27 protein-coding genes and 1 tRNA gene are annotated in these 26,114 nt (G+C 60.3%); 15 read left to right on the top strand and 13 right to left on the bottom strand.

Annotated features, from left to right (window positions below; all coding sequences use genetic code 11):
* Positions 1 to 114 precede the first annotated feature (114 nt).
* From pgi to ACN0SO_RS10445, 3 genes are all read left to right on the top strand, one after another.
* Positions 115 to 1,734 (top strand): glucose-6-phosphate isomerase, encoded by a 1,620-nt coding sequence (pgi, locus tag ACN0SO_RS10455; RefSeq protein ID WP_417677298.1) that lies wholly within the window; start codon positions 115 to 117, stop codon positions 1,732 to 1,734.
* Positions 1,735 to 1,920: 186 nt separating this feature from the next.
* Entirely contained in the window at positions 1,921 to 2,193 is a 273-nt protein-coding gene (locus tag ACN0SO_RS10450) for a bacteriocin (RefSeq protein ID WP_417677296.1), read from the top strand.
* A 77-nt stretch (positions 2,194 to 2,270) separates the two neighbouring features.
* Complete coding sequence (locus ACN0SO_RS10445; protein WP_417677294.1) at positions 2,271 to 2,543, top strand: hypothetical protein; 273 nt, start codon at positions 2,271 to 2,273, stop codon at positions 2,541 to 2,543.
* A gap of 90 nt (positions 2,544 to 2,633) precedes the next feature.
* On the opposite strand, the gene ald is transcribed toward ACN0SO_RS10445, so the two are convergent.
* The gene (ald, locus tag ACN0SO_RS10440; protein ID WP_417677292.1) at positions 2,634 to 3,770 is read right to left on the bottom strand and encodes an alanine dehydrogenase; all 1,137 of its coding nucleotides are present in this window, start codon (positions 3,768 to 3,770) and stop codon (positions 2,634 to 2,636) included.
* A 152-nt stretch (positions 3,771 to 3,922) separates the two neighbouring features.
* Between ald and ACN0SO_RS10435 the strand changes: the two genes are divergently transcribed.
* Positions 3,923 to 4,396, top strand: coding sequence for an Lrp/AsnC family transcriptional regulator (locus tag ACN0SO_RS10435; RefSeq protein WP_417677290.1), 474 nt, complete (start codon positions 3,923 to 3,925; stop codon positions 4,394 to 4,396).
* Positions 4,397 to 4,497: 101 nt separating this feature from the next.
* Positions 4,498 to 5,382, top strand: coding sequence for an SMP-30/gluconolactonase/LRE family protein (locus ACN0SO_RS10430; protein WP_417677288.1), 885 nt, complete (start codon positions 4,498 to 4,500; stop codon positions 5,380 to 5,382).
* 11 nt (positions 5,383 to 5,393) lie between these two features.
* Here the strand turns inward: ACN0SO_RS10430 and ACN0SO_RS10425 are convergent, their stop codons facing one another.
* From ACN0SO_RS10425 to ACN0SO_RS10410, 4 genes are all read right to left on the bottom strand, one after another.
* Positions 5,394 to 5,984, bottom strand: coding sequence for a hypothetical protein (locus ACN0SO_RS10425; RefSeq protein WP_417677286.1), 591 nt, complete (start codon positions 5,982 to 5,984; stop codon positions 5,394 to 5,396).
* Between the two features lie 116 nt (positions 5,985 to 6,100).
* Positions 6,101 to 6,889 carry a rhodanese-related sulfurtransferase gene (locus ACN0SO_RS10420; RefSeq protein ID WP_417677284.1) on the bottom strand — a complete coding sequence of 263 codons (789 nt, stop codon included), beginning with the start codon at positions 6,887 to 6,889 and terminating at the stop codon, positions 6,101 to 6,103.
* A gap of 111 nt (positions 6,890 to 7,000) precedes the next feature.
* A complete protein-coding gene (locus tag ACN0SO_RS10415) occupies positions 7,001 to 7,183 on the bottom strand; it encodes a hypothetical protein (RefSeq protein WP_417677282.1) in 183 nt (60 codons plus the stop codon).
* Positions 7,180 to 8,796 (bottom strand): FAD-dependent monooxygenase, encoded by a 1,617-nt coding sequence (locus ACN0SO_RS10410; RefSeq protein WP_417677280.1) that lies wholly within the window; start codon positions 8,794 to 8,796, stop codon positions 7,180 to 7,182. Before ACN0SO_RS10410 ends, ACN0SO_RS10415 begins: the two co-directional genes overlap by 4 nt.
* A gap of 72 nt (positions 8,797 to 8,868) precedes the next feature.
* Between ACN0SO_RS10410 and ACN0SO_RS10405 the strand changes: the two genes are divergently transcribed.
* Complete coding sequence (locus tag ACN0SO_RS10405; RefSeq protein WP_417677278.1) at positions 8,869 to 9,594, top strand: helix-turn-helix transcriptional regulator; 726 nt, start codon at positions 8,869 to 8,871, stop codon at positions 9,592 to 9,594.
* A gap of 6 nt (positions 9,595 to 9,600) precedes the next feature.
* Here the strand turns inward: ACN0SO_RS10405 and ACN0SO_RS10400 are convergent, their stop codons facing one another.
* The gene (locus tag ACN0SO_RS10400; protein WP_417677276.1) at positions 9,601 to 10,509 is read right to left on the bottom strand and encodes a DUF1932 domain-containing protein; all 909 of its coding nucleotides are present in this window, start codon (positions 10,507 to 10,509) and stop codon (positions 9,601 to 9,603) included.
* 124 nt (positions 10,510 to 10,633) lie between these two features.
* Between ACN0SO_RS10400 and ACN0SO_RS10395 the strand changes: the two genes are divergently transcribed.
* Positions 10,634 to 11,362, top strand: coding sequence for a hypothetical protein (locus tag ACN0SO_RS10395; RefSeq protein WP_417677274.1), 729 nt, complete (start codon positions 10,634 to 10,636; stop codon positions 11,360 to 11,362).
* A gap of 86 nt (positions 11,363 to 11,448) precedes the next feature.
* Here the strand turns inward: ACN0SO_RS10395 and ACN0SO_RS10390 are convergent.
* Positions 11,449 to 11,524, bottom strand: a tRNA-Lys gene (locus ACN0SO_RS10390).
* Positions 11,525 to 12,460: 936 nt separating this feature from the next.
* Between ACN0SO_RS10390 and ACN0SO_RS10385 the strand changes: the two genes are divergently transcribed.
* The 5 genes from ACN0SO_RS10385 (at position 12,461) to serA (ending at position 17,689) form a co-directional block, all read left to right on the top strand.
* Positions 12,461 to 14,236, top strand: a complete 1,776-nt coding sequence (locus ACN0SO_RS10385) for an acetolactate synthase 3 large subunit (RefSeq protein ID WP_417677272.1) — start codon at positions 12,461 to 12,463, stop codon at positions 14,234 to 14,236.
* Positions 14,237 to 14,245: 9 nt separating this feature from the next.
* Positions 14,246 to 14,716: a hypothetical protein gene (locus ACN0SO_RS10380; RefSeq protein ID WP_417677270.1), complete on the top strand. Its 471-nt coding sequence runs from the start codon at positions 14,246 to 14,248 to the stop codon at positions 14,714 to 14,716.
* Positions 14,713 to 15,288, top strand: coding sequence for an acetolactate synthase small subunit (ilvN, locus tag ACN0SO_RS10375; RefSeq protein WP_417677268.1), 576 nt, complete (start codon positions 14,713 to 14,715; stop codon positions 15,286 to 15,288). The genes ACN0SO_RS10380 and ilvN overlap by 4 nt, the downstream gene beginning before the upstream one ends.
* A 54-nt stretch (positions 15,289 to 15,342) precedes the next feature.
* On the top strand, positions 15,343 to 16,170 hold the full coding sequence (locus ACN0SO_RS10370; RefSeq protein WP_417677266.1) for an arylamine N-acetyltransferase family protein: 828 nt from the start codon (positions 15,343 to 15,345) through the stop codon (positions 16,168 to 16,170).
* Between the two features lie 274 nt (positions 16,171 to 16,444).
* On the top strand, positions 16,445 to 17,689 hold the full coding sequence (gene serA, locus ACN0SO_RS10365; RefSeq protein ID WP_417677264.1) for a phosphoglycerate dehydrogenase: 1,245 nt from the start codon (positions 16,445 to 16,447) through the stop codon (positions 17,687 to 17,689).
* 62 nt (positions 17,690 to 17,751) lie between these two features.
* On the opposite strand, the gene ACN0SO_RS10360 is transcribed toward serA, so the two are convergent.
* Entirely contained in the window at positions 17,752 to 19,437 is a 1,686-nt protein-coding gene (locus ACN0SO_RS10360; protein WP_417677262.1) for a methyl-accepting chemotaxis protein, read from the bottom strand.
* Positions 19,438 to 20,297: 860 nt separating this feature from the next.
* Between ACN0SO_RS10360 and ACN0SO_RS10355 the strand changes: the two genes are divergently transcribed.
* Positions 20,298 to 21,044 (top strand): pyridoxine 5'-phosphate synthase, encoded by a 747-nt coding sequence (locus ACN0SO_RS10355; RefSeq protein ID WP_417677260.1) that lies wholly within the window; start codon positions 20,298 to 20,300, stop codon positions 21,042 to 21,044.
* Positions 21,045 to 21,131: 87 nt separating this feature from the next.
* On the top strand, positions 21,132 to 21,671 hold the full coding sequence (locus ACN0SO_RS10350; protein ID WP_417677258.1) for an NADPH-dependent FMN reductase: 540 nt from the start codon (positions 21,132 to 21,134) through the stop codon (positions 21,669 to 21,671).
* Positions 21,672 to 21,810: 139 nt separating this feature from the next.
* Here ACN0SO_RS10350 and ACN0SO_RS10345 read toward each other — a convergent pair whose 3' ends face one another.
* The 4 genes from ACN0SO_RS10345 to ACN0SO_RS10330 all read right to left on the bottom strand — a co-directional run bounded on the left by ACN0SO_RS10345 (position 21,811) and on the right by ACN0SO_RS10330 (position 24,546).
* Positions 21,811 to 22,368, bottom strand: a complete 558-nt coding sequence (locus tag ACN0SO_RS10345) for a PRC-barrel domain-containing protein (RefSeq protein ID WP_417677256.1) — start codon at positions 22,366 to 22,368, stop codon at positions 21,811 to 21,813.
* A gap of 176 nt (positions 22,369 to 22,544) precedes the next feature.
* On the bottom strand, positions 22,545 to 23,318 hold the full coding sequence (locus ACN0SO_RS10340; RefSeq protein ID WP_417677254.1) for a matrixin family metalloprotease: 774 nt from the start codon (positions 23,316 to 23,318) through the stop codon (positions 22,545 to 22,547).
* A gap of 190 nt (positions 23,319 to 23,508) precedes the next feature.
* Entirely contained in the window at positions 23,509 to 23,859 is a 351-nt protein-coding gene (locus tag ACN0SO_RS10335; protein ID WP_417677252.1) for a ribbon-helix-helix domain-containing protein, read from the bottom strand.
* Positions 23,860 to 23,952: 93 nt separating this feature from the next.
* A complete protein-coding gene (locus tag ACN0SO_RS10330) occupies positions 23,953 to 24,546 on the bottom strand; it encodes a DJ-1/PfpI family protein (protein WP_417677250.1) in 594 nt (197 codons plus the stop codon).
* Between the two features lie 186 nt (positions 24,547 to 24,732).
* On the opposite strand from ACN0SO_RS10330, the gene ACN0SO_RS10325 reads away from it, so the two are divergent.
* On the top strand, positions 24,733 to 25,182 hold the full coding sequence (locus tag ACN0SO_RS10325) for a DUF805 domain-containing protein (protein WP_417677248.1): 450 nt from the start codon (positions 24,733 to 24,735) through the stop codon (positions 25,180 to 25,182).
* Positions 25,183 to 25,210: 28 nt separating this feature from the next.
* Here the strand turns inward: ACN0SO_RS10325 and ACN0SO_RS10320 are convergent, their stop codons facing one another.
* A complete protein-coding gene (locus tag ACN0SO_RS10320; protein WP_417677246.1) occupies positions 25,211 to 26,011 on the bottom strand; it encodes a siderophore-interacting protein in 801 nt (266 codons plus the stop codon).
* Positions 26,012 to 26,114 lie beyond the last annotated feature (103 nt).

Below are 26,114 nucleotides of genomic sequence, written 5' to 3'. Positions count from 1 at the left end.
GTCGCCTGCCTTCTTCTCCTCCAGTTTCATGTGTTAAAACGCGACTGGAGGAGAGGATCTCAGGAATCCTTTCGTTTTAATCGTTTTAAATACACATCTTAGGAGGCCTGTTGCATGGCTGCAGCGGACATTTTCCAGGACCTGTCATCCCATGCCCGGACGTTTGATGGACGGCCCTTGCGCCAGCTGTTTGAAGCCGACCCTGCCCGTTTCGACAAACTGTCGTTCCATCTGGATGACCTGCTGATCGATTTTTCCAAATGCATCCTGGACGAAAAGGCCTTCGAACTGCTTGTCGGTCTGGCCGGCGAGGCCGGCGTGGAAGCCCGTCGGGATGCCATGTTCGCCGGCGAAAGGATCAATGAAACCGAAGGCCGGGCCGTCCTGCACACCGCCTTGCGGAACAGTTCGGATCGGCCCGTGCTGGTCGATGGCGAGGATGTCATGCCGGAGATCCGCTCCGTGCTGACGGCTATGGCGGCGTTTGCAGAAGCGATCCGCTCCGGAGATCTCACGGCGAAGAACGGCGCGCCTTTCACCGACGTGGTAAACATCGGCATCGGCGGCTCGGACCTGGGCCCTTTGATGACCACGCTGGCGCTCGCTCCCTACCACGACGGCCCGGCTGTCCATTATGTCTCCAATGTCGACGGCGCCCATATTGCCGATACGCTGAAGGCGCTCGATCCGGCGACAACCCTGATCCTTGTCGCCTCGAAGACCTTCACCACCATCGAAACCATGACCAACGCGCAGACAGCGCGCAAATGGATCACCGATGCGCTCGGGGAAGAGGCCGTCGAAGCACATTTCGCTGCCATTTCCACCGCCCTCGACAAGGTTGCGGCATTCGGGATCGCGGAAGACAGGATCTTCGGTTTCTGGGACTGGGTCGGCGGGCGTTATTCCATCTGGTCGGCCATCGGCCTGCCGCTGATGATCGCCATCGGCCCCGATGCCTTTGCCGATTTCCTCGAAGGCGCCCATGCCATGGACCGTCATTTCGTGGAGGCACCGCTGGAGACCAACCTGCCTGTGCTGCTCGGGCTCGTCGGCATCTGGAACCGGGACGTGCTGGGTCATTCCGCCCGGGCGGTCCTTCCCTATGACCAGCGCCTTTCGCGTTTGCCCGCCTATCTGCAGCAACTCGACATGGAATCCAACGGCAAACGGGTGAAGCTCGACGGCACGCCCGTCGACATGGACACGGGCCCGTTGGTCTGGGGCGAACCCGGTACCAACGGGCAGCATGCCTTCTACCAGCTCCTTCATCAGGGAACGACGGTGATCCCTTGCGAGTTCATCGTTGCCGCCAAAGGTCACGAAGAGGATCTCGTGCATCATCATGAAATGCTGGTCGCCAACTGTCTGGCCCAGTCGGAGGCCCTGATGGTCGGCCGGACGCTTGACGAGGCGAGAGCCCAGCTGAAGGCATCCGGAAAATCGGACGAGGAAGCGGACCGCCTCGCTCCGCACAAGGTTTTCCCCGGCAATCGTCCGTCCCTGACCATTGCCTACGAGAAACTGACCCCCTTCGCACTTGGCCGTCTGATCGCGCTGTACGAACACCGGGTCTTCGTCGAAGGCGTAATCTGGGGAATCAATTCCTTCGACCAGTGGGGCGTGGAACTCGGCAAGGAACTGGCGACGGCTCTGCTGCCGTTGGTGCGCGGTGAAAAGCAGGCAGATGGCAAGGACAGTTCCACAAAAGGCCTGCTCGCCACACTTTGTTAGCGGTCCGTATGTTAGGCTTCAAACGAAGATGCCCCTCGACAGACAGATTGCCGTCGCGAAGAATCCTGATTACCCTTGGGCATCTTTAAGGGAGAAATATGGGCCGAAATGACATATCTCATTGTTGCCAATACAATATGATGTGTTCATTTTCGTACTCATTGATGGAATCTGGAGACCAGTGAAATGAAAAAGTTGATTGTTCTCGCGGCTGCCGGCCTGCTTCTGGCAGCCTGCCAGTCGGACAGCCAGCGTGACCGCGCGCTCGTCGGCGGCGGCCTCGGTGCTGCTACCGGGGCAGTCATCGGTTCGGCCATTGACGGCGGCGGTGCCGGCGGTGCTCTTGCCGGTGCTGCGATCGGCGCAGTCGGCGGTGCGGTTATCGGTGGAGCGACCACGCCGAAGAACTGCGTGGCCTATGACCGCTACGGCCGTCCGTACCGGGTTGCATGCCCGTAAAATAGACAAGACCGACATTTGGCCGGAACCGTTGTAAAATAAGGGTGATTCGATTCCTAAAACGTCGGGAGGCGTGGATGAAACCCTTACTTGCCGTAGCGGTTCTGGCCGTTTTCCTAGCCGGTTGCGTCAACAGCGAAAGCCAGCGGGATCGCATGCTGATCGGCGGAGGTCTCGGTGCAGCGACCGGTGCTGCCATAGGCGCCGCCGTCGGTTCGGGCGGGGGAGCCACTCTTGCCGGCGCTGCGATTGGCGCCATGGGCGGCGGTATCATCGGCGTGATGACCACGCCGAGAAACTGTATCGCCCGCGACCAGAACGGCGTTCCTTACAAGGTGCGCTGTCCCTGAGACGGCAGACGGTCTAATCGGTCTTCAGAAACGACAAAAGGCAGAGGCGCAAGCCCCTGCCTTTTGTCATTCCTGACTATGGACGCGACCTCAGGCGGCCTTTGACACCTTGGTCTCCAGCGCGGTCTTCGGGTCCACGTAGTCATAACCGAGAGCGCTCGCAACCGCCTCGCAGGTGATCATACCGGCATGAACGTTCAGGCCTGGCAGGAACAGCGGATCGTCGAGCAGCGCCTGCTTCGCACCCTTGTCTGCAAGCGCCAGCGTGAACGGCAGGGTCGCGTTGTTGAGCGCGTAAGCGGAGGTCCGCGGAACCGCTCCGGGCATGTTCGCCACGCAGTAATGGACGACTTCGTCGACGATATAGGTCGGCTCCGAATGGGTCGTCGGCTTCGAAGTGGCGAAGCAGCCGCCCTGGTCGATGGCCACGTCCACGAGGACGGCACCCGGCTTCATGCGCTTGACCATGTCCGCGCTCACCAGCTTGGGTGCCGCCGCACCGGGAACCAGAACCGCGCCGACCACCATGTCGGCGTCCATCACGTACTGCTCCAGAGCCGCCTTCGTGGAATAGACGGTCTTCAGCGCCGGACCGAAGGTCTGCGACAGATGCGCAAGAACGGTCACGTTGCGGTCGAGCACCGTCACGTCCGCGCCGAGGCCCAGCGCCATGGTAATGCAGTTGGAGCCGACAACACCGCCGCCGATGACGACGACCTTGGCCGGAGCAACGCCCGGCACGCCGCCGATGAGGATACCCACACCGCCGTTTGCACGTTCCAGCGCAGTCGCGCCTGCGGTCACGGCCAGCCGGCCGGCGACCTGGGACATCGGCGCCAGCAACGGCAGGCCGCCTTCCATGCCCTGAACCGTTTCATAGGCGATGCAGGTCGCGCCGGACTTTACAAGATCCGCGGTCTGCGGAGCATCGGGAGCGAGGTGAAGATACGTGAAAAGGATATGATCGGGACGCAGCATGGCCCGTTCGACGGCCTGCGGCTCCTTGACCTTGACGATCATTTCCGCGGTGTCGAAGATTTCGGCCGCCGATCCGAGGATCCTGGCGCCGGCAGCTTCATAGACAGCGTCGTCCGCGCGGATACCCGCGCCGGCCTGGGTTTCGACGAAAACCTCGTGACCGCGCGCCACGATTTCCTGAACGCTGTCCGGGGTCAGACCGACCCGGTATTCCTGATTCTTGATTTCCTTCGGCACACCGATACGCATGTTTTTGCCCTCTCTGGTCGGGTTCGATTTGGGGAATATTTTACGCCATCGTCACTCGAATTTCCTTGCATTCGCGGCACGAAAAACACCATTCTTGCAATCCGGGAATAAATATCGCCAAATTATTCGAATATTCTGCCACGGAGGCAATCTTGAAGCTCGACCGGCTCGATCGCCGCATCCTTGAAGAACTGCAACGAGACGGACGGATCGCAAATGCGGATCTCGCCGAAAAGGTCGGCCTGTCGCCCTCGACCTGCCTGCGCCGCGTGCGCGCCCTGGAAGAGGTCGGGATCATCGACAAGTATGTCGCACTTCTGGATCAGCGCAAGCTCGGGCGGCGCATGGATGTCTTCGTCGAAATCGCCCTGACCGGTCAGTCGAACGAGGTGCTGGAGAATTTCGAAAAGGCGGTCGCCCGGTCAGGCGAGATCATGGAATGCTATCTGATGGCAGGCGATGCCGATTACATGCTGCGCGTAACCGCCGCCGACCCGACCGATTTCGAGCGCATTCACCGGGAGGAACTGGCCCGCCTGCCCGGCGTTCTCAGGATGAAATCCTCCTTTGCCATCCGCCCGATCGTGCGCAAGACCGCCTTTCCCATGGCCGAAAAGCGCGACTGATCGACCGGTGTACATCGGTGGACAATCCATATCGACGCCCCTGCCGACGCAAGTTATAGTCGCGGCAGCACATTGAGCTGCACCAAAGGAGAAACCGCAGGGTGTCCTACAAGGTAACCCGGCTGATCGATCCGACCTATCAACTGGCCGAATGTCCGACATGGGACGAAAAGAACGGCCGCTTGCTGTGGGCGGACATTCAGGGCCGAACCATCCAGTCCATGGACTGGGCCACCAAATCCATCACATCGTGGTACTTCGAAAACGAGGTCGGGTCCTTCGGCCTGGCGGATGACGGCCGGCTTGTCGTCAGCATCTGGGACAAGGTCATCCTGTTTGACCCGGAGAGCGGCGAAAAAACGGTGCTGGCGGAGATCGAGACCGATCTGCCCCAGACCCGTCTGAACGACGGCAAGGTCGGCCCGGACGGCGCGTTCTGGGTTGGAACCATGGACACCTCGAACCCGCGCGAACCGATCGGCGGGCTCTACCGGGTGGATGCCGGCGGCGACGTCTGGCAGATCCGCGACGGGCTCAAGGTCTCCAACGGGCTGGCCTGGTCCCCGGACGGCACCCTCATGTACCATTCCGACAGTTCGCCGGGATGGATCGAGGCCTATGTCTTCGATCCCGTGACAGGTTCACTCGGCGCGAAAATGCTCTTTGCCCAGCAGACGGACGAGACCGGACGACCGGACGGCGCGACCGTGGATGCGGAGGGCAACTACTGGAGCGCGGGCGTCTCCGCCGGCGTGCTCAACTGCTTTTCGCCCGACGGCGAGCTGAAGCAGGCCATTCCCATGCCATGTCCGAAACCGACCATGCCCTGCTTCTGCGGCCCCGATCTCGACCAGTTGGTCGTCACAAGCCTCAAGGCCGCGCCGGACACCGACGACGGTGTCTCCGGCGGGCTCTATCTGGTGGAAGGCCATGGAGTAAAAGGCTTGCCTGCAACCCGTTTCAGGACCGCCGACACACCAGACTGATGTCTAAAATTTCAGTAGCTGCAGCCGCTACGCACCTTCACCGGCTTCCAGACCGTCTGCGCCTCGCGGACCTTCACCCTGCGGGTCACGGTGCTGTAGACCGCCGGTTCGCGCACGACGCGCTGTGATGCCGGCTGCACGAGCACCTTTTCCCTGACCGAACCGTAGATTGCCGGCTGGCGGACGGCGACCCGGCCGCCCGGCTTCACCAGCACCCGTTCCTGGACGGTGGAATAGACGGCCGGATAAGCGATCTTGCACAGGATCCGGCGCCCCTTCCGGTTCCGGTATTCCCAGCCGTAACTTGCCGGCCGGACCTGTACCCGGCGGGACTGAAGCGAATAGACCGGAGCGACGGTTCGATAGCTGACCCGTTCCGGCTGAAGTACCACCTGCCGTGCCTGATAGGCATAGACGGCCGGCTGGCGCACCACGTGGCTGGAAGCCGGCCTGACCAGCACCTGTTCCTGAACGGTCTGGTAGACGGCCGGAACGACGGCCTGTTCGTAGCAGGCAAGTGCCCTGCCGCCGGCAAAAACCGATTGTGTCTGGGATAGAGCCAGCAAAAGGCCCAAACTGGCGCTGACAACGGTTCGACGCATGACACTTCCCCCTGTCCCGAGCCTGTGAAATGACAGGCTGCAAGGCGAAGTCTAGGGAAAGTTAACGAAGTGTTAAAGCTTAAAAACCGGGGTGTCAGATTCCGACAGGTAGCACATTACCCATTGTCGTAATCCGTATCCTCGTTGATCACGTGCCGGGCCTCTTCCGGCACCCATTCGCCCCAGCGCGGTTCGAGCTTGTGATCGACCGACACACGGTCGTCGAAGACGAAACACTCGCCCTTCCAGAGGCTTTTGTCCTCCGGCACCTTTTCCAGGTAATTCAGGATCCCGCCCTGGAGGTGATAGACCTCCTCGAAACCCTCCCGGAGCATAAGCGAAGTGGCTTTTTCACAGCGGATGCCGCCGGTGCAGAACATGGCGACCTTCGGCTTGCTCTCCAGTTCCACCGCCTTTTGCACCCAATCCGGAAACTCGCGGAACGACTGTGTCTTCGGATTGAGCGCGCGCTCGAAGGTGCCGAAGGCATATTCGTAGTCGTTGCGGGTATCGATGACGACCACATCCGGATCGCTGATAAGCTCGTTCCAGTCTTCCGGCGGCACATAGGTCCCGACCAGTTCGTTCGGGTCGATGCCGTCCACCGCCAGACGCACGATTTCCTGCTTCAGGCGCACCTTCATGCGCTTGAACACATGCCTGTGGCTCCAGGCCTCCTTGTGCTCCAGGTCGGCCAGGCGCGGATCGGAACGCAGGTGCTCCAGCAGCTCCCGGACGCCGTATTGCGGACCGCACACCGTGCCGTTGATGCCTTCACGTGCCAGCAGCAGGCTGCCGCGCACGTCCCTCTCGACGCAGAACTTCTTCAGCGCGTCGCGCATCTCCTCGTAATCCTCGAGGGGAGCAAACTTGTAAAGGGCGGCAATCAGGTACTGGTTCGACATGGTGTTCGGTTTCAGACGGCTTCGGTGCTTTGCGGTAAAATGATTGCCCGCTTATACAGCTATGGCCGGCTGAAAGAGAAGTCCGCAATTCATCGGACCCCGCGCCGCCGTTTATCTTCCGGACAGGTCCTTCCGGCAATCGGCAATCAATGCCAGTGCCTTTTCGCTTTCCCCAATCTCGCGACCAAACGCGAGACAGAGCTTAGCGAGAAAGACTTCCGTATATTCCGGAGCAATGGCGTCAATCGCTTCCGCCATTGCCTCGTAGAAGGTTTCGAACTCCTCTGAAGTCATTGAGCCCCTCCCGAAGTTTGAAGAATGTGGCCCAGCGCGTTTTTGATCCCGTCCAGGTCGCCCTGACGCCACCTTGCCGCCACGTACATGTCGGGGCGGATCAGATAGAGCGTCCCGTCGACCGCGTCGTAGGCGCGGGCAACGTCCGTCTCCAATCCAATACGTAGGACAGTCACGTCTTCCATCCAGTCCAGTGCGCCGGTATCCGGCCCGTTGCCGAAGGAAAGGACCGTAAACCCGCAAAGCCTTTCGGAAAGATGCCCCTGGTCCAGTGGCGGATCGGCGGCGACCGAACCGGGCGCCGGACCGGACGAGAAGGCCGGATCGTCCTCAAGAGTGAACGGGCTGTCGGCATAGGTATAGGGCACCATCTGCCGGGGGTTCGCCAGCGCGCCTGCATATGGTTTCGTCAGCGCAAGCGACAGGGCCGCATCGCGCATCACCTGCCAGCCATGGCTTGGCGGCGTCATGAACCGGGTGCTCTTCGAGGCATTGGCGAAGACGTCCAGCGTCGCCCCGCGCCGTTCCGGGGTGTAGCTGTCGAGCAGCCCCGCGCCTGCGCGACCGGTAAGCACCCAGCCCAGTTTCCAGCCGATGTTCTGGGCATCGGCCAGACCGTTGTTCAGGCCGCGCACGCCGAAGATCGGCACGATATGGGCGCTGTCGCCGATGAAGAAGATCCGCCCGTCCCGGTAATCGTCGAGGGCCAGCGTGTTCGCGGAATAGACACTCCACCATTCCAGATCGTAGCCGCCGGTGTGGCCCAAGTCGGTCAGCACCGCTTCCACATTGCGGCGCACTTCCTCTTCCCGGGTGGCGTCTTCCGCAGACTCGCCGTCGCGCAGCTGATAGTCGATCCGCCAGATGTTGTCCGGCTGACGGTGCACCAGCACCGTCCCTCCCGGCCGGCATTCCGGATCGAACAGGGCCCGGCGAATGGTCGGATAATCGTGTTCCATGCGCACGTCGGCGATCACGTAGCGGCCTTCGTAATTCTCGCCCTGAAGCCGCAGCCCGCGCATTTTCCGAACCGGACTGTGGGCGCCATCGGCGGCCAGCACCCAGTCCGCCTTGAAGGCATAGTCTCCATCCGGATCGGAGACGGAGAGCCGCACGCCGTCTTGTTCATCGGCGACATCCGTCACCGCGCTCTGCCAGCGGATCTCGATCAGGGGCGAGGCGGCCGCCGCCTCCCATAGGAACTGCTCGATATACTGCTGCTGAAGATTGTACATCGGTCGAAAACGCTCGGCCTCGCTGTCCGGCATCCGGAATTCCAGGATCTGCTTGCCCCGGTAGAAGGTGCGGCCCGTGGTCCAGCCGAGCGACTTCTCCAGAAACGGCTTCAGCGCCCCGATCCGGTCGAGGATGTAATAGCTCTGGCGCGCGATGCAGATCGCCCGGCTGCCGTCGTTGAAGGTCGCCTTCCTTTCCAGAACCACCGACCGCACGCCTTCGCTGGCCAGCGTCAGCGCCGCCGTCAGCCCGACCGGGCCGGCACCGACAATCGCCACCGGCGCATCGTCGCTCAGGCGGGCGCGGTCCGACGGGCCATCGAAATGCGGATAGGTGAAATAGAGCGAATCGAGCTCCGATCGGCCTGCGGGGCGCATGGGGTTTCCTCCCTTTCCGGAACAGGCGGGGCCTGTCTTTCCCCCTGCTATACATCGCAGGCGCCATGGAATATGTCCTCTTTTATGGAGGACAAGGACCACATTCCCGCCGCTGAAAGCAGCCTGGCACACGTCTCGCAATGCCTGGGTACGCTCGGCAGGCCGGCGTTCCTGGAGCCCTTTTTCGACCTTCTGAGATCCATGGCAACCGCCCAGGTCATGGTCTTCAGCTACAGCGAAAACCACGCGCAGTGCCTGTTGTCGCGCAATTTCATAGAAGGCGGCATCGGCAAGCGCCTGGCCGCGGACTACCTGGACGACTGGTTCCTGCAGGACCCGCTTTACACAAGGATCATGGCGCTTGAAGATGGAAGTTTCGAGACCCACCGGCTGAAGGACATCCTGCCGGAAGTTTCGCAAGACTACCGGCTCCGGTTCTTCACGGCACCGGATATCGAGGACAAGACCACGGTGCTATCGGTGAGCAAACACCGGCTGGCGATCAGCTTTTACTGGCAGACCAGATGTGAAATCTCATCGGACCTTCTGAATATCGCGGCCCGACTGGTCCAGCTTCATTTCGACGCCCTTGCGCCTTCGTCCGAACCGCCCGCCCTGCAGGTGCTGTCGGCCCGCGAGCGCGATATTTGTCTTGGTATACTGGCCGGCAAGAAGGCGGAACTGATCGGCCACGAACTCGGCATCAAGCCGACCAGCGTCGCCACCTACCGCCAGCGGGCCTACGAAAAGCTGGGCATCAACTCCCGCGGCGAACTGTTCGCCATCTGCCGGGACTAGAACGGTTCAGCTTTTCAGCCTCGTGTTCTCGTTCGCCGCCTGCGGGGCCAGCGCTTTCACCGTCTCGATCATACCGCGCGACGTGTCCCGGGTGCGCCGCGTCTCATGGCCGAAGGGCGAATTTGCAAGCAGCCGCATCATCGCCGCCGCGCCCTCATGGAACCCGCCGGTCAGACCCAGCGCTTCGTATGTGTCGCGGATTTCCTCCATCTCCCGCACCCAGCGCCCGGCATCGGCCGGCAGGCGCGGAATGTTGGTCTCCGCCTTGGTGAGAAACCCCGGCTGGCTGCGTTTCAGTTCCGCGACAAAGGCCTCGAGCAGCCCCATCCGTTCGGCCGCCACGAACCCGGCCGTCAGCAAAGCGTTGTGCCCCTTGGTCTGGGACGCGTAGACCATCTTGAAACCGGAGGCGTCACCGATGGTATCGCCTAAGTGAACGATCTCGAACGCCGGACCGTCGAGGACATCGAGCATCTCACTCCCTGTCCCGGAGAGATAAAGCCGCGGCACCTTTCCGTCCTTCGGCGGCTGCCCGATGATGCCGCCGTCGATGAAGGTCACCGGCGTGCCGTCGAACAGGTCGGCAATCTCCCGCACAAGCACCGGCGAAATCGCATTGCCTTCGACAAAGACAAGCGGCTTCGGGGCATCGCTCAGACAATCCGCCACGGCGCGGGCTTCCTCCTCGGCGGCGGAGGGCGGCAGGACGGAAAACAGGATATCGCAGGCGGCGACGAGGCCGTTCAAATCCGCGACGTCTTCAATTCCCGCCTCTTTCGCCCGCGCGACACTTTCCTTTGAGCGCCCGGCCAGCACCGACACCACCCGAAACCCTGCCCCGGTCAGCTCCCGGGCCATGTTACCGCCCATCTCACCGATGCCGAGAAGTCCGATAACGGGTTTTTCAGTGCTCATTGCGCCGCTCCGAAGCAGTCTTGGTGGGGACTATGTGTCAGGGGGCAGTTCGGACGCAAGCGCCTAGCATGACATACTGAATTGAGGCTACAGTAAGGTTGTAAAAAGGGAAGGGTGCTACTTCGTGACCAACAAGCCTGATAACAATCTTGCCGGGATAACACTATTTACTACTATTGCATTGATCATCAATGCTCTTATCGCAACCGGCTTTTGTCGCACCGGCGAGACTTGGGGCCAATGTTTTCGCGAATGGGCAGGTGCGTCAGGGGGATGGTTTGCCGCCTTTATTGCGGCTTGGATTGGCATCACACAACTTAAGCCGATCGTCAGCCAACTACGCCATGAAAACCGAAAAGCGATCGAATCCGAACGCAGGTCTGTATCGCTTGTAAGAGCGGCTAGCTTCAATACGTATGAAATCTTAAACCAGAGCAATGCCTTAGCCAGGCCCGAAGCATTTGCGAACGCGATGGCCAAAGCAAACAGCTATAGCGATGTTGTTGTCAGAGGCGAATACTGGAATTTTTGCGAAGATTATTCGAGAAAATTATCCGAAGAAATCAACAAGTGGGCTGAACTCCACATACCTTTCGAAAAATCGTACCTCGACGAAAATAGAGAAGACATTTTAAAAAGGCTCATTACCGTTCGAACTCAGATTTCGCAAATTTCGGCGCATTTTTATAGCTTTTGGATTCAGAAAAACGAAAACTCAGAATACAGCGCAGAACAAATGACGTTTTCTGAGCAAGCAAACGATCCAAAATTAAAAAAATTATGTAACTATCATATAAATGAGATAACTGAACTTCAGAAAAAACTGACAAATCTAATAAATATATCTAAATAAAGACCGGATATTGCTGAACGCAATGAGATTAACAATTGCCAATAGCGCTAACGCTTAGCGCACAAATGCTTAGAAAAAGATGAAAATGGTGGGTGCACAGGGATTCGAACCCGGGACCGTCTGATTAAGAGTCAGATGCTCTACCAACTGAGCTATACACCCATCGCGGCCGCGCTCGAAGCGCACCGGATGGCGGGTATATATCGCCGTGATCCGTCGGGCACAATCCCTTTCGTGACATTTTTTTGGCATGTGGATGAGCGCGGGCGGAAATGCGGATCAATGGCCTGGCAGCCGTTCCCCTTCCTCTCCTTCCATCATACCATGGCTCGACCCACTGGTGTCCGGTTTAGGTTGGGGCGGTAGTTAGACAAAGCAATCACCTCTCCGCCTTGTCATCCCAGCGAAGGCTGGGATCCAGTAAACACAAAGGTTTGCGGCCCAAAGCGACACCGGGGCTACTGGATCCCGGTCTTGTCGCTTTGCGCCAAACCGGGATGACAACCGAGTGGGAAACCCGTGTCCCCAAGCGCACCAGGCGGTATTTCCCACATTTGCTCAAAGCGATGTCAAACATCCGCAATTTTAAACCGGACAGCAGTGGGCTCGACCATGGCATCCATGCCGTTTCCTCACGACAAGGAACCGCCTTGTCCCTTCCGAAGCTTCCCGCCACCCCACTCCTGTAATTTTCAAAAAGCCTTGCCACCTCAAACGCAATAAATGGAATTTTGCACTTGACCCTGCCCGCCCCCCTGACTAGGGTGCGGCGCATCAAGAAGGAGGTTGTGTTCCTTCGCGATCTCCGGTCCGGGGTCTCCGGCCGTTGAAATGTCAAAAGTTTCGGATTCGGGAAGACAGCATCATGACGTCTCTCATTCTAGTAGTAGGAAAGCGCGCCGCCGGAACGGGATGACCCGTTCGGAACAGGCTGGCGCGCGCTGAGGTCCCGATGGGGCCTTTTTTTATGCCTCCCCGTTCCGTTTCGTGCTTCCAGGGCGAGCCAGATCAACGCCGCGAATTCGAAACCCTGACAAAAGACCAGAAAACTGACACGACGAGCCACATGCCGACAGGCCAAACGCAAGGAAATCGAGAATGACACGGGAGATGACCGGCGCCAACATGGTGATCCAGGCGCTGCAGGACCAGGGAGTTGACACCGTTTTCGGCTACCCGGGCGGCGCTGTGCTTCCGATCTATGACGAGATCATTCAGCAGGACACGATCCAGCATATCCTTGTGCGCCACGAACAGGGCGCCGGCCACGCGGCCGAAGGCTATGCCCGCTCCACCGGCAAGCCGGGCGTCGTGCTCGTCACCTCCGGCCCCGGCGCGACCAACATGGTCACCGCGCTGACCGACGCGATGATGGACAGCATTCCGCTGGTCTGCATCACCGGCCAGACCGCGACCCATCTGATCGGCACCGACGCCTTCCAGGAATGCGACACGGTCGGCATCACCCGGCCCTGCACCAAGCACAACTGGCTGGTCCGCGACGTCGACGATCTCGCCCGCGTCCTGCACGAGGCGTTTTATGTCGCCACCTCGGGCCGTCCGGGCCCGGTCGTCGTCGATATCCCGAAGGACGTCCAGTTCGCCACCGGCACCTATCAGGGCCCGAGCGCCAATCCGGCCGCGGCCCACAAGAGCTACCGACCCCAGGTCAAGGGTGACGCCCAGTCGATCCGGGCGGCCGCCGAACTGATGGCCCATGCGAAAAAGCCGGTGCTCTACACCGGCGGCGGCGTCATCAATTCCGGTCCCCAGGCAGCCCAGCTCTTGCGCGAACTGGTCGACCTGACCGGCTTCCCGATCACGTCGACCCTGATGGGACTCGGCGCTTATCCGGCATCGGGCAAGAACTGGCTCGGCATGCTCGGCATGCACGGCACCTACGAAGCCAACATGACCATGCACGACTGTGACGTCATGGTCTGCATCGGCGCGCGCTTCGACGACCGCATCACCGGCCGCGTCGACGCTTTTGCCCCGGACGCCAAGATCATCCACATCGACATCGACCCGTCGTCGATCAACAAGAACGTCAAGGTCGACCTGCCGATCATCGGCGATGTCGGCCACGTTCTGGAAGATCTGGTCCGGATCTGGCGCTCGTCTTCGCTGAAGGCGGAGCCGGCCGCGATGAAGGCCTGGTGGGCGCAGATCGACGCCTGGCGGGCGCGCAACTCGCTCGCCTACAAGCCGAACAGCGATATCATCATGCCGCAATACGCCATTCAGCGGCTGTATGAAGCGACCAGGGACCGCAACACCTATATCTCGACCGAGGTCGGCCAGCACCAGATGTGGGCGGCCCAGTTCTACGGCTTCGAGGCGCCCAACCGCTGGCTCACCTCCGGCGGCCTCGGCACCATGGGCTACGGCCTGCCGGCCTGTATCGGCGCCCAGGTCGCCCACCGCGACGCGCTGTGCATCGACATCGCCGGCGACGCCTCGGTGCTGATGAACATTCAGGAAATGTCGACGGCGGTTCAATACGGCCTGCCGGTCAAGATCTTCATCCTGAACAACCAGTACATGGGCATGGTCCGCCAGTGGCAGCAGCTGCTGCACGGCAACCGCCTGTCCCATTCCTATACGGACAGCCTGCCCGACTTCGTAAAGCTGGCCGACGCCTATGGCGGCGTCGGCTTCCGGGTCGACAAGCCGGGGGACCTGGACGGCGCCATCGAGGAGATGATTTCCGTCGACAAGCCGGTCCTGTTCGACTGCCGGGTGGCGAATCTGGCCAACTGCTTCCCGATGATCCCCTCGGGCAAGGCCCACAACGAAATGCTGCTTCCGGACGAGGCGACCGACGAGGCCGTTGCCAACGCCATCGACGCCGCCGGCAAGGTTCTGGTGTAAGGACGCAAGATGGCGGTTTTGGTCACATCGATAGCCGTGACGGTCTCGTTGGCTCTTTCCTGGTTCCTTCAGATACTCGGTTCTCTCACCGGTACCTGCACCCAGGGAGACAACGGACCGGCCGTCAACGGGGCAGTCTTCAGCGCCGCCCCGCTCGCTGTTGCTGTGGCCGGAAGCGCCATTTTCTTCCGGACGGCGAAACGATCTGAAACCGAACAGCCTGTGTTCCTTGGACTGCTGCCGTTGGCCCTTGTTGCGGCGATGCTCATTACGACACGCGAAACATGGCTCAACGTCATTCGGTACGGAACCCCGTGTGGCGCCGACTACCAGTCCTACGGCACCTCCCTGGTCGCTCAGGAGAACGCCTTGATCCTCATTTCCTACTTCCTGGTTCCCGCTTTGATTTGCTCGCTATTGCTGGCCGCATTGGCAATATCGAAGCTTGACCATGCGTCAAACAGAAAGCCAAGCTCATGAACGCACAGCTAAACCCGACCGCCCCGTCCATCTATTTCATGGCCGAGGTCAGCGACAAGATCGAGACCCATACGCTCTCCGTCCTCGTCGACAACGAACCGGGCGTGCTTGCCCGGGTCATCGGCCTGTTCTCCGGCCGCGGCTACAACATCGACAGCCTGACGGTGTCGGAAACCGAGCACGAGCGGCACCTCTCGCGGATCACCATCGTCACCACCGGCACGCCCATGGTGATCGAGCAGATCCGCAACCAGCTCGACCGGCTGGTGCCCGTCCACCGGGTCATCGACCTCACCGTCCAGGCGCAGATGGCCAACCAGGAAAAGCCGCTGGAGCGGGAACTGGCGCTGGTGAAAGTCGCAGGCACCGGCGACAAGCGCCTCGAGGCCCTGCGCCTGGGCGACGCCTTCCGCGCCCGGGTCATCGACGCGACGACCGATCACTTCGTCTTCGAGATCACCGGCCGCAGCTCCAAGATCGAGCAGTTCGTGTCGATCATGAAACCGCTCGGCCTGGTGGAAGTCTCGCGCACGGGCGTCGCCGCCGTCCAGCGCGGTCCTGAAGGGCTTTAAAATCTTGTCTGCCCGCCGCTTGTGAAAACATGCGGCGGGCGCTAAGCGTCTGACATGACATTCGATCTTCACACCTACCTCCGCCGCATCGGCCTTAACGGCTGCGAACCCACGCTGGACGGCCTGCGCGCGCTGCAGTCCCACCACATGGCGGCCATTCCGTTCGAAAACGTGCTGCCGTTCCTGGGGCAGATCCCGGATGTCCGTTCCGAAGCGGTCTGGAAAAAGATCGTCGAGAACCGGCTTGGCGGCTACTGCTTCGAGCAGAACACGCTGTTCGGCGAAGCGCTCGCCGCGATCGGCTTTTCCGCCCTGCCGGTGCTGGCCCGGGTGCGCAAGGGACCGCCGGAGGGACGCAACAGGAGCCACCTCGCCTTCGTTGTGACCATAGAAGGCAAGGAATGGCTGACAGATTGCGGTTTCGGCGGACCGGCGCCGGCAGAACCGATCAGTCTCGATACGCCGGAGCCGCAGACCATTCGCGGCCAGGGTTTCCGCATCCGTTTCGATGAAGCCGCCCAGGAACAGGTTCTGGAACGGGACATGGCCGACGGCTGGTTCGAGCTCTACAGTTTCGACCGGATGCTGCCCACCTTCCCCGATATCGTGGCCGCGAACTACATCTGCGCCACCTGGAACCAGAAGCCCTTTGTCGAAAACCTGATCTTCTTCCGCCTGACGGACGGCGGCCGCTTCAGCTTCCTGAACGGCACGGCCCGGCGCAAGGACGACGGCACCGGCGAGACCTGGCAGATCGAGACGCCCGAAGCCTTTCGCCGATACGTCACCGACGATCTGGGTCTCGGCTATGACGAGGCCACCATCGATGCGCTCTGGTACCGCATGAACGAGCTTCACCCGCCGATCGGCGTTGAAGATTGACGCGTATGCTTCCGCCGCTATCCCCCGTCATTCCGTACCGTGTGGCACGCAAGTGCCATCACGAGATCTGGAATGACGGGCCGCGGAATATGCGGTAGCCAAAGCCGCTCACCTGACGGATTCCCGTGTTTTTATGTCGCAAGGACGAAAGACATGGGTGTGAGCGGTAGACGCCTCCCTGAGTCTTTGCGTATATGTGCGCGCCCGGATGGCCACGATCGACCCTCCGGCTTCAGACTGATTCCTGCCACATCCCATCAGGAAGGCCTTTGCCATGATTCACGGTCTCTCCCGACCGAAAAACCAGATTCGCTGGCTGCTGCTGGAGGGGATTTCCCCGACCGCGCACGCGATTCTGGAAAAAGCCGGCTACACCAATGTCGAACGGCTTTCGACCGCCCTCGACAAGGATGCCCTCATTGAAAAGATCCAGAACGTCCATGTGGTCGGCATCCGTTCGCGCACCCAGCTGACCGAAGAGGTGCTGGATGCGGCGAAGACGCTGGTGGCCGTCGGCTGCTTCTCGGTCGGCACCAACCAGGTGGATCTGGACGCCGCTCTGATCCGCGGCATTCCGGTCTTCAACGCGCCCTTCTCCAACACCCGCTCCGTCGCGGAGCTGACGATTGCCGAAACCGTCATGCTGATGCGCGGCATCTTCCCCAAGTCCACCGCCGCCCACCAGGGCAAGTGGATGAAGACCGCCGTCGGTTCCCACGAAGTACGCGGCAAGACGTTAGGCATCGTCGGTTACGGCAACATCGGCACCCAGCTCGCCAACCTGGGCGAAGCCATGGGCATGCGGGTGATCTTCTTCGACCTCACCGACAAGCTCCAGCACGGCAACGTCCTGCCCACGGAAAGCCTGGACGAGTTGCTGGAACAGTCGGATGTGGTTTCGCTGCACGTGCCGGACACGGCCGCGACCCGCAACATGATCACGGCCGCTGAAATCGCGAAGATGAAGAAGGGCGCCTTCCTCATCAACAACGCCCGCGGCAAGGTGGTCGACATCGACGCCCTGGCGGAAGCGCTGAAAAGCAATCACCTGGCGGGTGCCGCCATCGACGTCTTCCCCGTGGAGCCGAAGTCCAACAAGGACGAATTCATCAGCCCGCTGCGCGGCCTCGACAATGTGATCCTGACCCCGCATGTGGGCGGATCCACCGAGGAAGCCCAGGACCGGATCGGCGAGGAGGTCTCCAAGCGGCTGGTGGAATATTCCGACGTCGGTTCGACCATCGGCGCGGTCAACTTCCCGGGCGTGCAACTTCCCAAGGGAACGGACGCCACCCGTTTCATCCAGGTGCACCACAATGCGCCGGGCGCCCTGCGCACCCTCAACGACCTGTTCGCCCGCCACGACCTCAACATCTGCGCCCAGTACCTGCAGTCCTACCGGGACATCGGTTACGTGGTGGTCGATGTGGACAGCCCGGTCGAAAACTCCGAGGACATCCTGGAGGAAATCCGCGCCCTGCCGAATACCATCCGGGCAAGGCTGCTGAACCGGGTGTAAGCCCAACAAAAAACCCCTCTCCGGGCGGAGAGGGGTTTTTGTCTTAAATGGGCCCGGAGGCCTTAAGCGGCAGCGACATCATCCAGGAAGGCGCTGATGGCATCTTCCAGCGCCTGGGCCTGAACGGCCATGTCGCTTGAGACGTGGCGGACGTCTTCCGCCGAGGCGGTCGCCCTGGAAGCCGCCTCCGTCACGCCGGCGATATTGTCGGTCGCATGCTGGGTGCCCACGGCAGCCTGATTGACGTTTTCCGAAATCTCGCCGGTCGCGTCGCCCTGCTGACGCACGGCGGCGGCGATCGTGGTCGTGAAGGAATTGACGCTCTCGATCTTTTCCGCGATTGCGCCAATCGCTTCCACCGCCTGATCGGTCGATCCCTGGATCGCCGAAATCTGCTGGCTGATTTCTTCCGTCGCCTTGGACGTCTGCGTCGCAAGTTCCTTGACCTCCGCAGCAACGACCGCGAACCCCTTGCCGGCGTCACCCGCGCGCGCCGCCTCGATGGTCGCGTTCAGCGCCAGCAGATTGGTTTGCTCGGCAATGGCCTGGATGAGGGAAACGACATCGCCGATCTTCTGGGCGGCACTTGCGAGGCTCGCCACCTTTTCATTCGTCTCCTGAGCGGAACCGGTGGCCTCGCCGACAATTTTTGTGGTCTGTTCCACCTGTCGTTCGATTTCGGAAATCGAGGCTGCCAGTTCCTCCGCTGCGGCGGCCACGGTCTGGACATTGCTCGAAGCCTGCTGGGAAGCGGCAGAGGCATCGCTTGCCTGCTGATTGGTCGCATTGGCGACCTCCGTCAGCGCGACGGCAGTCTCTTCCATTTTCTCCGTATTGGCTCCGACCGTGCTCAAACGCTCCAGTACATTGGTGCGGAAGGCCCCAATCAAACTGTCGATCCGCTCCTGCCGCTGCGCTTTCTGCAACTGCTCGGCTTCGCTTGCCACCGATAGCCGCGACTGCTCGCGGGCATTGTCGCGGAAGACCTCGACGGCGCGGGCCATATGGCCGATCTCGTCGCTTCGGCCGGCATCGACGATATCGATTTCAAGCTCCCCATCGGCGAGCTGAACCATGTTTTCCCGAAGCCGGGTCAGCGGCGCGGTAATGGAGCGGACCACGAACAGCATCGCGGGTGCAATCAGCAGGATCGCCAGAAGCGCCGTACCGATCTGCGCAAACCGGGCCATCGACGCTGTCGAATTCGCACTTGCGATGGTTTCCTTCAGGACCTCCCCGCCCTTTTCCGAAATGGTCGTCAGAGCGCCGATCATGTTTTCTCCGCCGCCATCGATGGCGTCGTCGAGCTTGGTGAATTCCTCGGTCGTGGCATTTGCCTCGATCATCGTCTTCAGGTCGACCTGGATTGCCTTGGCCACCGCGGCAAGGTCCGTTTCGAACGTGGCCATCAGGTCCGGCTGGCCGATCGCTTCAGCGGTCGTCCTGGCGGTTTCGATGCCGTCCCGGATCTTCTTGATCGCATCTTCGATGGCCTGGGTGCGCTCGGGCAGAACCTTGCCTTCGTCCTTGTCAACGATGGAGTCCATGGCTGCCAGGACAAGTTCGACATTCGCCAGGCGCATACCCTCAACCACCGAGAGATTGGCGCTGAGACGTTCCACGTCCGCCATGGCCTGCTCACTCTTTCGCGCCGAAATCCACGCAACTGCGACCATGATACAGAAACCGAAAATGACACCCGCCGTCACAAGAAGCAGGCGTCCGCGCACGCTTGATAAATTAAACATGAAACCCCCAAATCACTATTTAATAAAACAATCCAAAAAGAAAACTAATCACCAGTTAACAGCAATAATATATTTTATTTATAAGGTATTATTAAATCGAATATTGAAGGCGAGATAATTACAGTTACAACCATAAAAATAACAGAAAGCGAAAGAACTCCGAAATACAAGTAAGAAACCTTACGTTATCCGAATCCCGAAAACGGCATCGGAACGTTAATTCAAAGCATTATTTCATAAGGATTAATACTTATCTCCTGTATTTTAGATCGCATTATAAAGAAATATTTGCGATCTTCCCTTTCATTTTCTTATTTTATGCGTGAATTATTTATGAAGTTCTTATGGGAGAATGGCTGTGCAGGCTGGCGGACAAATACATAAAAATCCAGAGTTTGCGCCGGGTCCATCCCTGAGATTGAAGCACCATTCGTTACTCTCTTTACAACATACCGCTTCAGGTCCAGCGGAAAACGGACAGCATCATGAGCAGTAGTGGAATAAGAATACTTCTCGCCAGCGACAGCGATTATGAGCAACTGACTGCGGATATTTATTGGAACGGCGACCTTGGGTGCAAGCTGAACCAGGACAGGGGACTATCGGATATTTGTCTCGAGATATTTCCTTCTGCTATCCATAAGCACAAGATAAGTGTCCCGTTGGATCAACTGTTAACGGCAATTCAATCGGCCAAGGAAGCCCTCCGAACCAGGGTCCGCACCTAGCTCAACGGCCTTTATTGCCATTGTCCCTAGGGACAATTTCCTGTTTGACTCCAACGCTTTTCACGCCAATTTTGCGGGAAACCGGCGATTGAAGTCGCCCGTTTTTCAAATCAACCAGTTCGGATCGAACCCATGACTGCCTCGCGCCTTTCCGTCAATGTCAATGCTATCGCCATGCTCCGCAACCGGCGCGACCTGCCCTGGCCGAGCGTGACGGGCCTTTCGGCAATCGCCATGGAGGCCGGGGCCAAGGGGATCACGGTCCATCCGCGCCCGGACGAACGCCATATCCGCAAGACGGACGTCTACGAGCTCGCAGAACTGATCGAGGAGCGCTATCCGAACAAGGAACTTTGCCTGGAGGGCTACCCGTCCGCCGACTTCCTGAAGCTTGTCGAGGAGGCCCGGCCGGAACAGGTGCTGTTCGTGCCTGATGACCCGGAACAGCAGACCTCCGACCACGGCTGGCAATTCGACCGCGACACCTCCACGCTTGCAGCTGCCATTACGGCGGCCAGGAACTGGGCGGTCACGGTATCCCTGTTCTGCGATCCGGATCCGGCCGCACCCGAGCACGCCGCCCGGCTCGGCGCTGAGCGGATCGAGATCTACACCGGCCCCTACGGCGCCTGCTACGATGACCCGGACCGGACGGAAAAGGAACTCGACAAGGTGGTTGCCACCGCGGAAGCGGCAAGAGACTGCGGCCTCGGCGTCAATGCCGGCCACGACCTGACGGTCGAAAACATCCCGGCCCTGATCAAACGCGCGCCCTTCATCCGCGAAATGTCCATCGGCCATGGCTTTACGGCCGATGCGCTGATCTACGGCTTTGCGGAGAGTGTCAGGCGGTTCCGGCACGCGATGGGGGAAGTTTGAGGCAGCGTATCACCTCGGCCATAGCACCACGAATCTGCTAAGCAGGACCAGCTCATCGCGCCAGTGCAATCAGCCGGACCTCCACTCATGCCGATCCACCTCCTCGCCCTGTGCGGCAGCCTGCGCAAGGGTTCATCCAACCGGGCCTTGCTGGAAGCCGCGCAATTGGTCCGGCCGGATGGGATCGAGATTTCCATTTACGCCGGCATCGAGGCCCTGCCGCATTTTTCTCCGGATCTGGATGACGACGCGCTCTTGCCCGAAGCCGCCAAGGACTTGCGTCAAAGAGTGGAGGAAGCTGACGGGCTCGTGATTTCCTGCCCGGAGTACATGCATTGCCTGCCCGGCAGCTTCAAGAACGCGCTCGACTGGATGGTCGGCAGTGAGACATTCCCCGGAAAACCGGTGGCGCTCTTCCAGGCGACTTCGCGTCATGAATACGTTCCGGCCCTGTTGCGAGATGTCCTGAAGACCATGGCCACCGATGTGGTGGAACAGGCGAGCTTCGTGCTGCCGGCCACCACCAACAGGATCGAACCCGAAGTGCTTGCCGCCGTTCCCGAGATTACGGCCGCGATCAGGGACAAGCTGCAGCACTTTGCCGGATATATCCGCAGCAGAACCTGACAAGGCAACGAACGCCGCGGTGCGCTCAGAAAGCCTCGGCCGGGTCTGCCCGAAGCAGATCGGGCCGCGGAACCTCCGCGACCCGATCCTTGGTGGCCTCCGTTATGGGGATTGTTGTGCACCAGTTGGTTTGTTGGGCCTACTGCGTACCGGTGGTTTGACGCGGCGAGGATTGCTCTTCCGCCTTTGCCGCATCCATTGCGCGCTTTTTCTGCAGCAGGGTCATGTAGACCGGCGCGCTTTCCAGTTGCTCGGCCGAGGCGTTGAGCATCAATTTGCTCTCCCCGCCCAGGGTGAAGTCGTGCTGTACCTGGTCGGCCGGGATCGCAACCTGTTTGGCTCCGACGCCAAGGAACCCGCCGACATCGATCACATAGGCAACGATCCGGCCTTCCGGGTCGATTTCGAATGCCGAGACCTCGCCGAGCGTATCTCCGGTCGGGCTTTCCACATCGTGTCCGATCAGGTCGGAGGAAAGGATGTTGCCTTCCTTCTGGGCCATGACATATGGCTGGGTAGAGGTTGCCTGAGCCGCATCGGTGGGTTTCGGAGCTTCCATCGGCGTTTCCGCCGCCGGATCGAGCGCTTCGTTTTTCTGCGGAATCGGCTGCGACGGTGTCGTTGCCTGTTGGGCAAGAGCCGGACCGGTGGCCATCGCGGCCACGGCAAGCCCGGCTGCAATCGTACGGTACATCATGTCTAACTCCCTTTTCAGTCACCCCCAACGCCGCAAAATTCAGATGCGACGCGCCGCATGCACACGCAAAGGTGGTGGTCAAACAGGGCGATTTTCGGGAGGATCCACAATAAAATTATTGAGTAAAATAAGGAACTTGGATAACGTTCAGATCAGCCGCATAGCGCCAAACCTTGTCAATTTGATGATATCGGAGGGCCGTATAGCCTGACGATGCCGGCAATATCGCCAGCTTGCAGGCCATCGAAATCCTCGCTGTACTTGAAGTACATCACTTCGTCCTTCCGCCCCGGGTGATCCAGACCGATCGCGTGGCCGATTTCGTGGGCGAAGGTGAAAACCAGATCGTAAACCTTGAGGTTTCCGTCATGGCCGAGTTTCCAGGTCCGATCGGGGTTGATGCAGATCGCCGACCTGGAAATAGAGGCAACTTGCGCGGCCGTTTCCCCGGCGGGGCTCACGGTTTCCCTGTCGTCGCTTCCAAGACCCCGTTCGCTGTTCTTTTCCCGTGAGACGGTTTGCGGCGTATCGGTTCCCTTGTGAACGTTTGTAAAAGCATAACCGCGCGGAACGGTCTGCGCTCCAATCACGATATCCGCCTCGTCAACCGCATCGACCCTTTCGAACACGACACCGCCAGCCTTTTCCCACAACCGGAACGCAGCCTCTGCGGCAGCGGTCATGTCGGACATCGAAAGTCCTGAGCGAAGTCCGGCCGCGTCGAGCCGGTCCATGGACTTGCAATTGCGCGCGGCCGGATCCGCGATCGGACCGTCCGCATAAGCGTAGGCGATGCGAGCCGGAGCCCCGAGCCGCGGAGCGCCCCATTTCACGATTTGCCTGTCGAGTTTAAGCAGCTTGTAGGCCGCGCCCCCGGCCTGCGCGGCTTCACCCGGCATCATCCACGCGGAAACGAAACCCGTCAGAAGAAGGAGGGACCGTGCCTTCAAAACAGCCTGCTTTTCCGCTTGAGGAAGTTCCGCTTCATTTCCGTCATGCCCGCTGTTGCTTCTATCGCGCTTCAGGGTCCGGCGACGAGCTTTGCACCGATAGGCGGGCATGTAAAATAGGGAAGAACACCAAGGTATTTTTCACAAGGTACCGCGCGCATCCGAAAACGAGATCCACGACACGTCCTCGTTAGTGCATCCGACCGCGTTCGGACGGCAGGATGCCGTCGGCATCGAGGCCCGCGATCGGCAGGCGCTTGTCGGTGGGCACATCGCCGGATAGTTGCAGCGCCAGATAGCGCCCGCAGCAGACGCGCAGGAAAGAAGTGAAGTTGCCCAGGTCATGGCCGGCGTCAATGGACTCGTGATGCAGCTTGGTGATGAGCTGGACCACATTCATGCCGTCACGCGCGCCGATCTCCTCCAGCGTCGTCCAGAAGAAGTTCTCCAGCCGCACGCTGGTGACCATGCCGTCGATCCTGAGCGACCGGGTCGTGCTTTCCCAAAGCGTCGCGTCGGCTTCAATGAACAGTTTGCACATCGGATCCTCCTCGGGCCTGTCTGAAAATAGGCTCCGGACGGCCCGCTGCCAAGGCAGGTGCCGTCCGAAACAGTGCTGACGACCAAGCCTATATCAGGCGGCCAGGGAGCCTGCCGCCTCGCCGGACAGAACGGCCATGAACTGACTGAGCCAGGCCGGATGGGCCGGCCACGCCGGAGCCGTGACCAGATTGCCGTCCGTGACGGCCGCATCGATGGCGATCTCGGCGTAGGTGCCGCCGGCAAGTTCCACCTCCGGACGGCAGGCCGGATAGGCCGACACCGTCCGGCCCTCGATCACTCTGGCGGCAGCAAGAAGCTGGGCACCGTGACAGATGGCTGCCACCGGTTTGCCGGCTTCGAAGAAGTATTTCACGGCGGCAATCACATCCGCGTCAAGACGCAGGTATTCCGGCGCCCGACCGCCCGGAATGACCAGGGCGTCGTAGTCGGCCGGATCGATATCGGCGAACGTGGCATTCAGCGCGAAGTTGTGCCCGCGCTTTTCCGAATAGGTCTGGTCGCCCTCGAAATCGTGGATCGAGGTGGCCACCGTCTCGCCGGCCTTCTTGCCCGGACAAACCGCATCCACCGTGTGGCCGACCGCCAGAAGCGTCTGGAACGGCACCATCGTTTCGTAGTCTTCGGTGAAGTCACCGGTGATCATCAGGATTTTCTTCGCGCTCATCGCATCCTCCCATTAGCAAGCTAGAACGGGAAGAACGCTAGCAGGCGCGCGGATGCAACGGGTATTAGGCCGTTACTACAGGACAGATTTTCACGCGGGCCTGCCCGCACCAACTAAACCCAGGGTTCCATTTAGCGAATTTTCACCTGTGCAGGATAGGAAAGCCATATTGTCAGGAGTTTCAGTATGGCTTTTCTTTTCAATCCGTTTGAGGGGCAGATGACACGGCTCCAGTGGTGGCTGGCGCAGCTCGGAATATTCGCCGCCGCTTTTGCCGGGCTGTTTCTGACCGCATTCCTTCTGTCGGACCGCTCCGAACCGGTCAGCACACGCACCTCCGGCGAGACCTGGGCCCTTACCGGAATACTCCTTTCGGTCCTGTTCGCGAATTTCTCGACTTGCCTCAATCGGCTGCGGGACAGCGGCCGAAGCGGGTTCTGGTATCTGACCTTCCTGCTTCCGACCGCAGGCACCGGCCTAATGATCTATTTCTGCGGCATCGAGCGGAACCGGGGAACGATCTTAGGTCCGTCCGCCGACACCGATAATCCGCCCCCTCAGACCTACGCACCGCCCCCACGGGCTCAGATCCCCCAGCAACGGAGCCGGCGGACCTTCGGCCGCCGACAGGCCTGACCACCTGGCAACCGGTGCCGCAGAGGATTTAGCCGGCAGCCCCTGCCCGCTTGGCCTGCTGGTGCTGATCCTCCACCAGCCCGATCTTCCAGTAGCCGGAGATATAGGCGTCGGCCTTGTCGATGCCGCGCTCGGTCTGCACCAGCATGCGCAGCTCGCGGATGACGCCGCTCTCGCCGGCAATGCAGGTCTGGATCCGGCCTTCCGGGAATGTGAGATCGCGAATGAAGTCGATCTGCGCCGCCGACGGCAGATGCGGATCGTCCTGGACCAGCCAATGGACCTCGATGCCTTCAGGGATATCGATCTCCTGCCGGTCCTCCTCCGTGTGGATCTCGAAGATCGCCACGCCCCTCGCCGTCGCCGGCATGGCCTCAAGCGTGGCGGCAGCAACGGGCAACGCCGACATGTCGGCGGCCACCAGATACCAGTCGGCATAAAACTCCGTCAGCTTGACCGGCCCCGGCCCCATGAAGGCCAGGAAATCGCCCGGCTCTGCTCTTTGTGCCCAAAGGGTCGCCGGCCCCTCGTCCCCATGGGCGACGAAATCGATATCCATTTCCAGGTTTTCAGGCCGGAACGCACGCACCGTGTAGGTGCGGACCGGATGGAGCCGCTCCTTCGGCCTGCCTTCCGCGTAAAGAGCGGAGAACGCCTCGAGGCTTTCATCCGCGCGCGGAAAGGCGAGCTTGCAGTGGGCGCCTTCCTGTCTTTCGGGAAAATCCGCCAGGTCATCGCCGGTCAGGGTGACACGGATCATGTGGGGGGTAAGGTAGCGGGAGGATTTGACGGTCAGGATGCGGGGTTTACGTTTCTGGGGAGCAGCCATTGGAATTCCTAAACTTGAATTATTTACTCATATTTATATCCTGAGTTTTCATTTGAAAAGGGGGCTTCAAAGTCCGGCTTCGGACGCAGTCCAGTCCCTCCCC

It is taken from the genome of Roseibium sp., assembly GCF_048260565.1.
Classification (GTDB): Bacteria; Pseudomonadota; Alphaproteobacteria; order Rhizobiales; family Stappiaceae; genus Roseibium.
The sequence above is the reverse complement of the archived record's forward strand: the minus strand, read 5'-3'. Positions and strand labels throughout refer to the sequence as shown.

What these genes read in the sequence shown, in the direction of transcription:
- ACN0SO_RS10355 (WP_417677260.1), top strand. Translation starts at nt 20,298, where the DNA reads ATGACTGCCTCGCGCCTTTCCGTCAATGTCAATGCTATCGCCATGCTC.
- ACN0SO_RS10335 (WP_417677252.1), bottom strand. Translation starts at nt 23,859, where the DNA reads ATGTGCAAACTGTTCATTGAAGCCGACGCGACGCTTTGGGAAAGCACG.
- ACN0SO_RS10325 (WP_417677248.1), top strand. Translation starts at nt 24,733, where the DNA reads ATGGCTTTTCTTTTCAATCCGTTTGAGGGGCAGATGACACGGCTCCAG.
- ACN0SO_RS10410 (WP_417677280.1), bottom strand. Translation starts at nt 8,796, where the DNA reads ATGCGCCCCGCAGGCCGATCGGAGCTCGATTCGCTCTATTTCACCTAT.
- serA (WP_417677264.1), top strand. Translation starts at nt 16,445, where the DNA reads ATGATTCACGGTCTCTCCCGACCGAAAAACCAGATTCGCTGGCTGCTG.
- ACN0SO_RS10405 (WP_417677278.1), top strand. Translation starts at nt 8,869, where the DNA reads ATGTCCTCTTTTATGGAGGACAAGGACCACATTCCCGCCGCTGAAAGC.
- ACN0SO_RS10385 (WP_417677272.1), top strand. Translation starts at nt 12,461, where the DNA reads ATGACACGGGAGATGACCGGCGCCAACATGGTGATCCAGGCGCTGCAG.
- ACN0SO_RS10450 (WP_417677296.1), top strand. Translation starts at nt 1,921, where the DNA reads ATGAAAAAGTTGATTGTTCTCGCGGCTGCCGGCCTGCTTCTGGCAGCC.
- ACN0SO_RS10415 (WP_417677282.1), bottom strand. Translation starts at nt 7,183, where the DNA reads ATGACTTCAGAGGAGTTCGAAACCTTCTACGAGGCAATGGCGGAAGCG.
- pgi (WP_417677298.1), top strand. Translation starts at nt 115, where the DNA reads ATGGCTGCAGCGGACATTTTCCAGGACCTGTCATCCCATGCCCGGACG.
- ACN0SO_RS10425 (WP_417677286.1), bottom strand. Translation starts at nt 5,984, where the DNA reads ATGCGTCGAACCGTTGTCAGCGCCAGTTTGGGCCTTTTGCTGGCTCTA.
- ACN0SO_RS10445 (WP_417677294.1), top strand. Translation starts at nt 2,271, where the DNA reads ATGAAACCCTTACTTGCCGTAGCGGTTCTGGCCGTTTTCCTAGCCGGT.
- ACN0SO_RS10420 (WP_417677284.1), bottom strand. Translation starts at nt 6,889, where the DNA reads ATGTCGAACCAGTACCTGATTGCCGCCCTTTACAAGTTTGCTCCCCTC.
- ACN0SO_RS10400 (WP_417677276.1), bottom strand. Translation starts at nt 10,509, where the DNA reads ATGAGCACTGAAAAACCCGTTATCGGACTTCTCGGCATCGGTGAGATG.
- ACN0SO_RS10380 (WP_417677270.1), top strand. Translation starts at nt 14,246, where the DNA reads ATGGCGGTTTTGGTCACATCGATAGCCGTGACGGTCTCGTTGGCTCTT.
- ACN0SO_RS10320 (WP_417677246.1), bottom strand. Translation starts at nt 26,011, where the DNA reads ATGGCTGCTCCCCAGAAACGTAAACCCCGCATCCTGACCGTCAAATCC.
- ilvN (WP_417677268.1), top strand. Translation starts at nt 14,713, where the DNA reads ATGAACGCACAGCTAAACCCGACCGCCCCGTCCATCTATTTCATGGCC.
- ACN0SO_RS10345 (WP_417677256.1), bottom strand. Translation starts at nt 22,368, where the DNA reads ATGATGTACCGTACGATTGCAGCCGGGCTTGCCGTGGCCGCGATGGCC.
- ACN0SO_RS10370 (WP_417677266.1), top strand. Translation starts at nt 15,343, where the DNA reads ATGACATTCGATCTTCACACCTACCTCCGCCGCATCGGCCTTAACGGC.
- ACN0SO_RS10360 (WP_417677262.1), bottom strand. Translation starts at nt 19,437, where the DNA reads ATGTTTAATTTATCAAGCGTGCGCGGACGCCTGCTTCTTGTGACGGCG.
- ald (WP_417677292.1), bottom strand. Translation starts at nt 3,770, where the DNA reads ATGCGTATCGGTGTGCCGAAGGAAATCAAGAATCAGGAATACCGGGTC.
- ACN0SO_RS10350 (WP_417677258.1), top strand. Translation starts at nt 21,132, where the DNA reads ATGCCGATCCACCTCCTCGCCCTGTGCGGCAGCCTGCGCAAGGGTTCA.
- ACN0SO_RS10330 (WP_417677250.1), bottom strand. Translation starts at nt 24,546, where the DNA reads ATGAGCGCGAAGAAAATCCTGATGATCACCGGTGACTTCACCGAAGAC.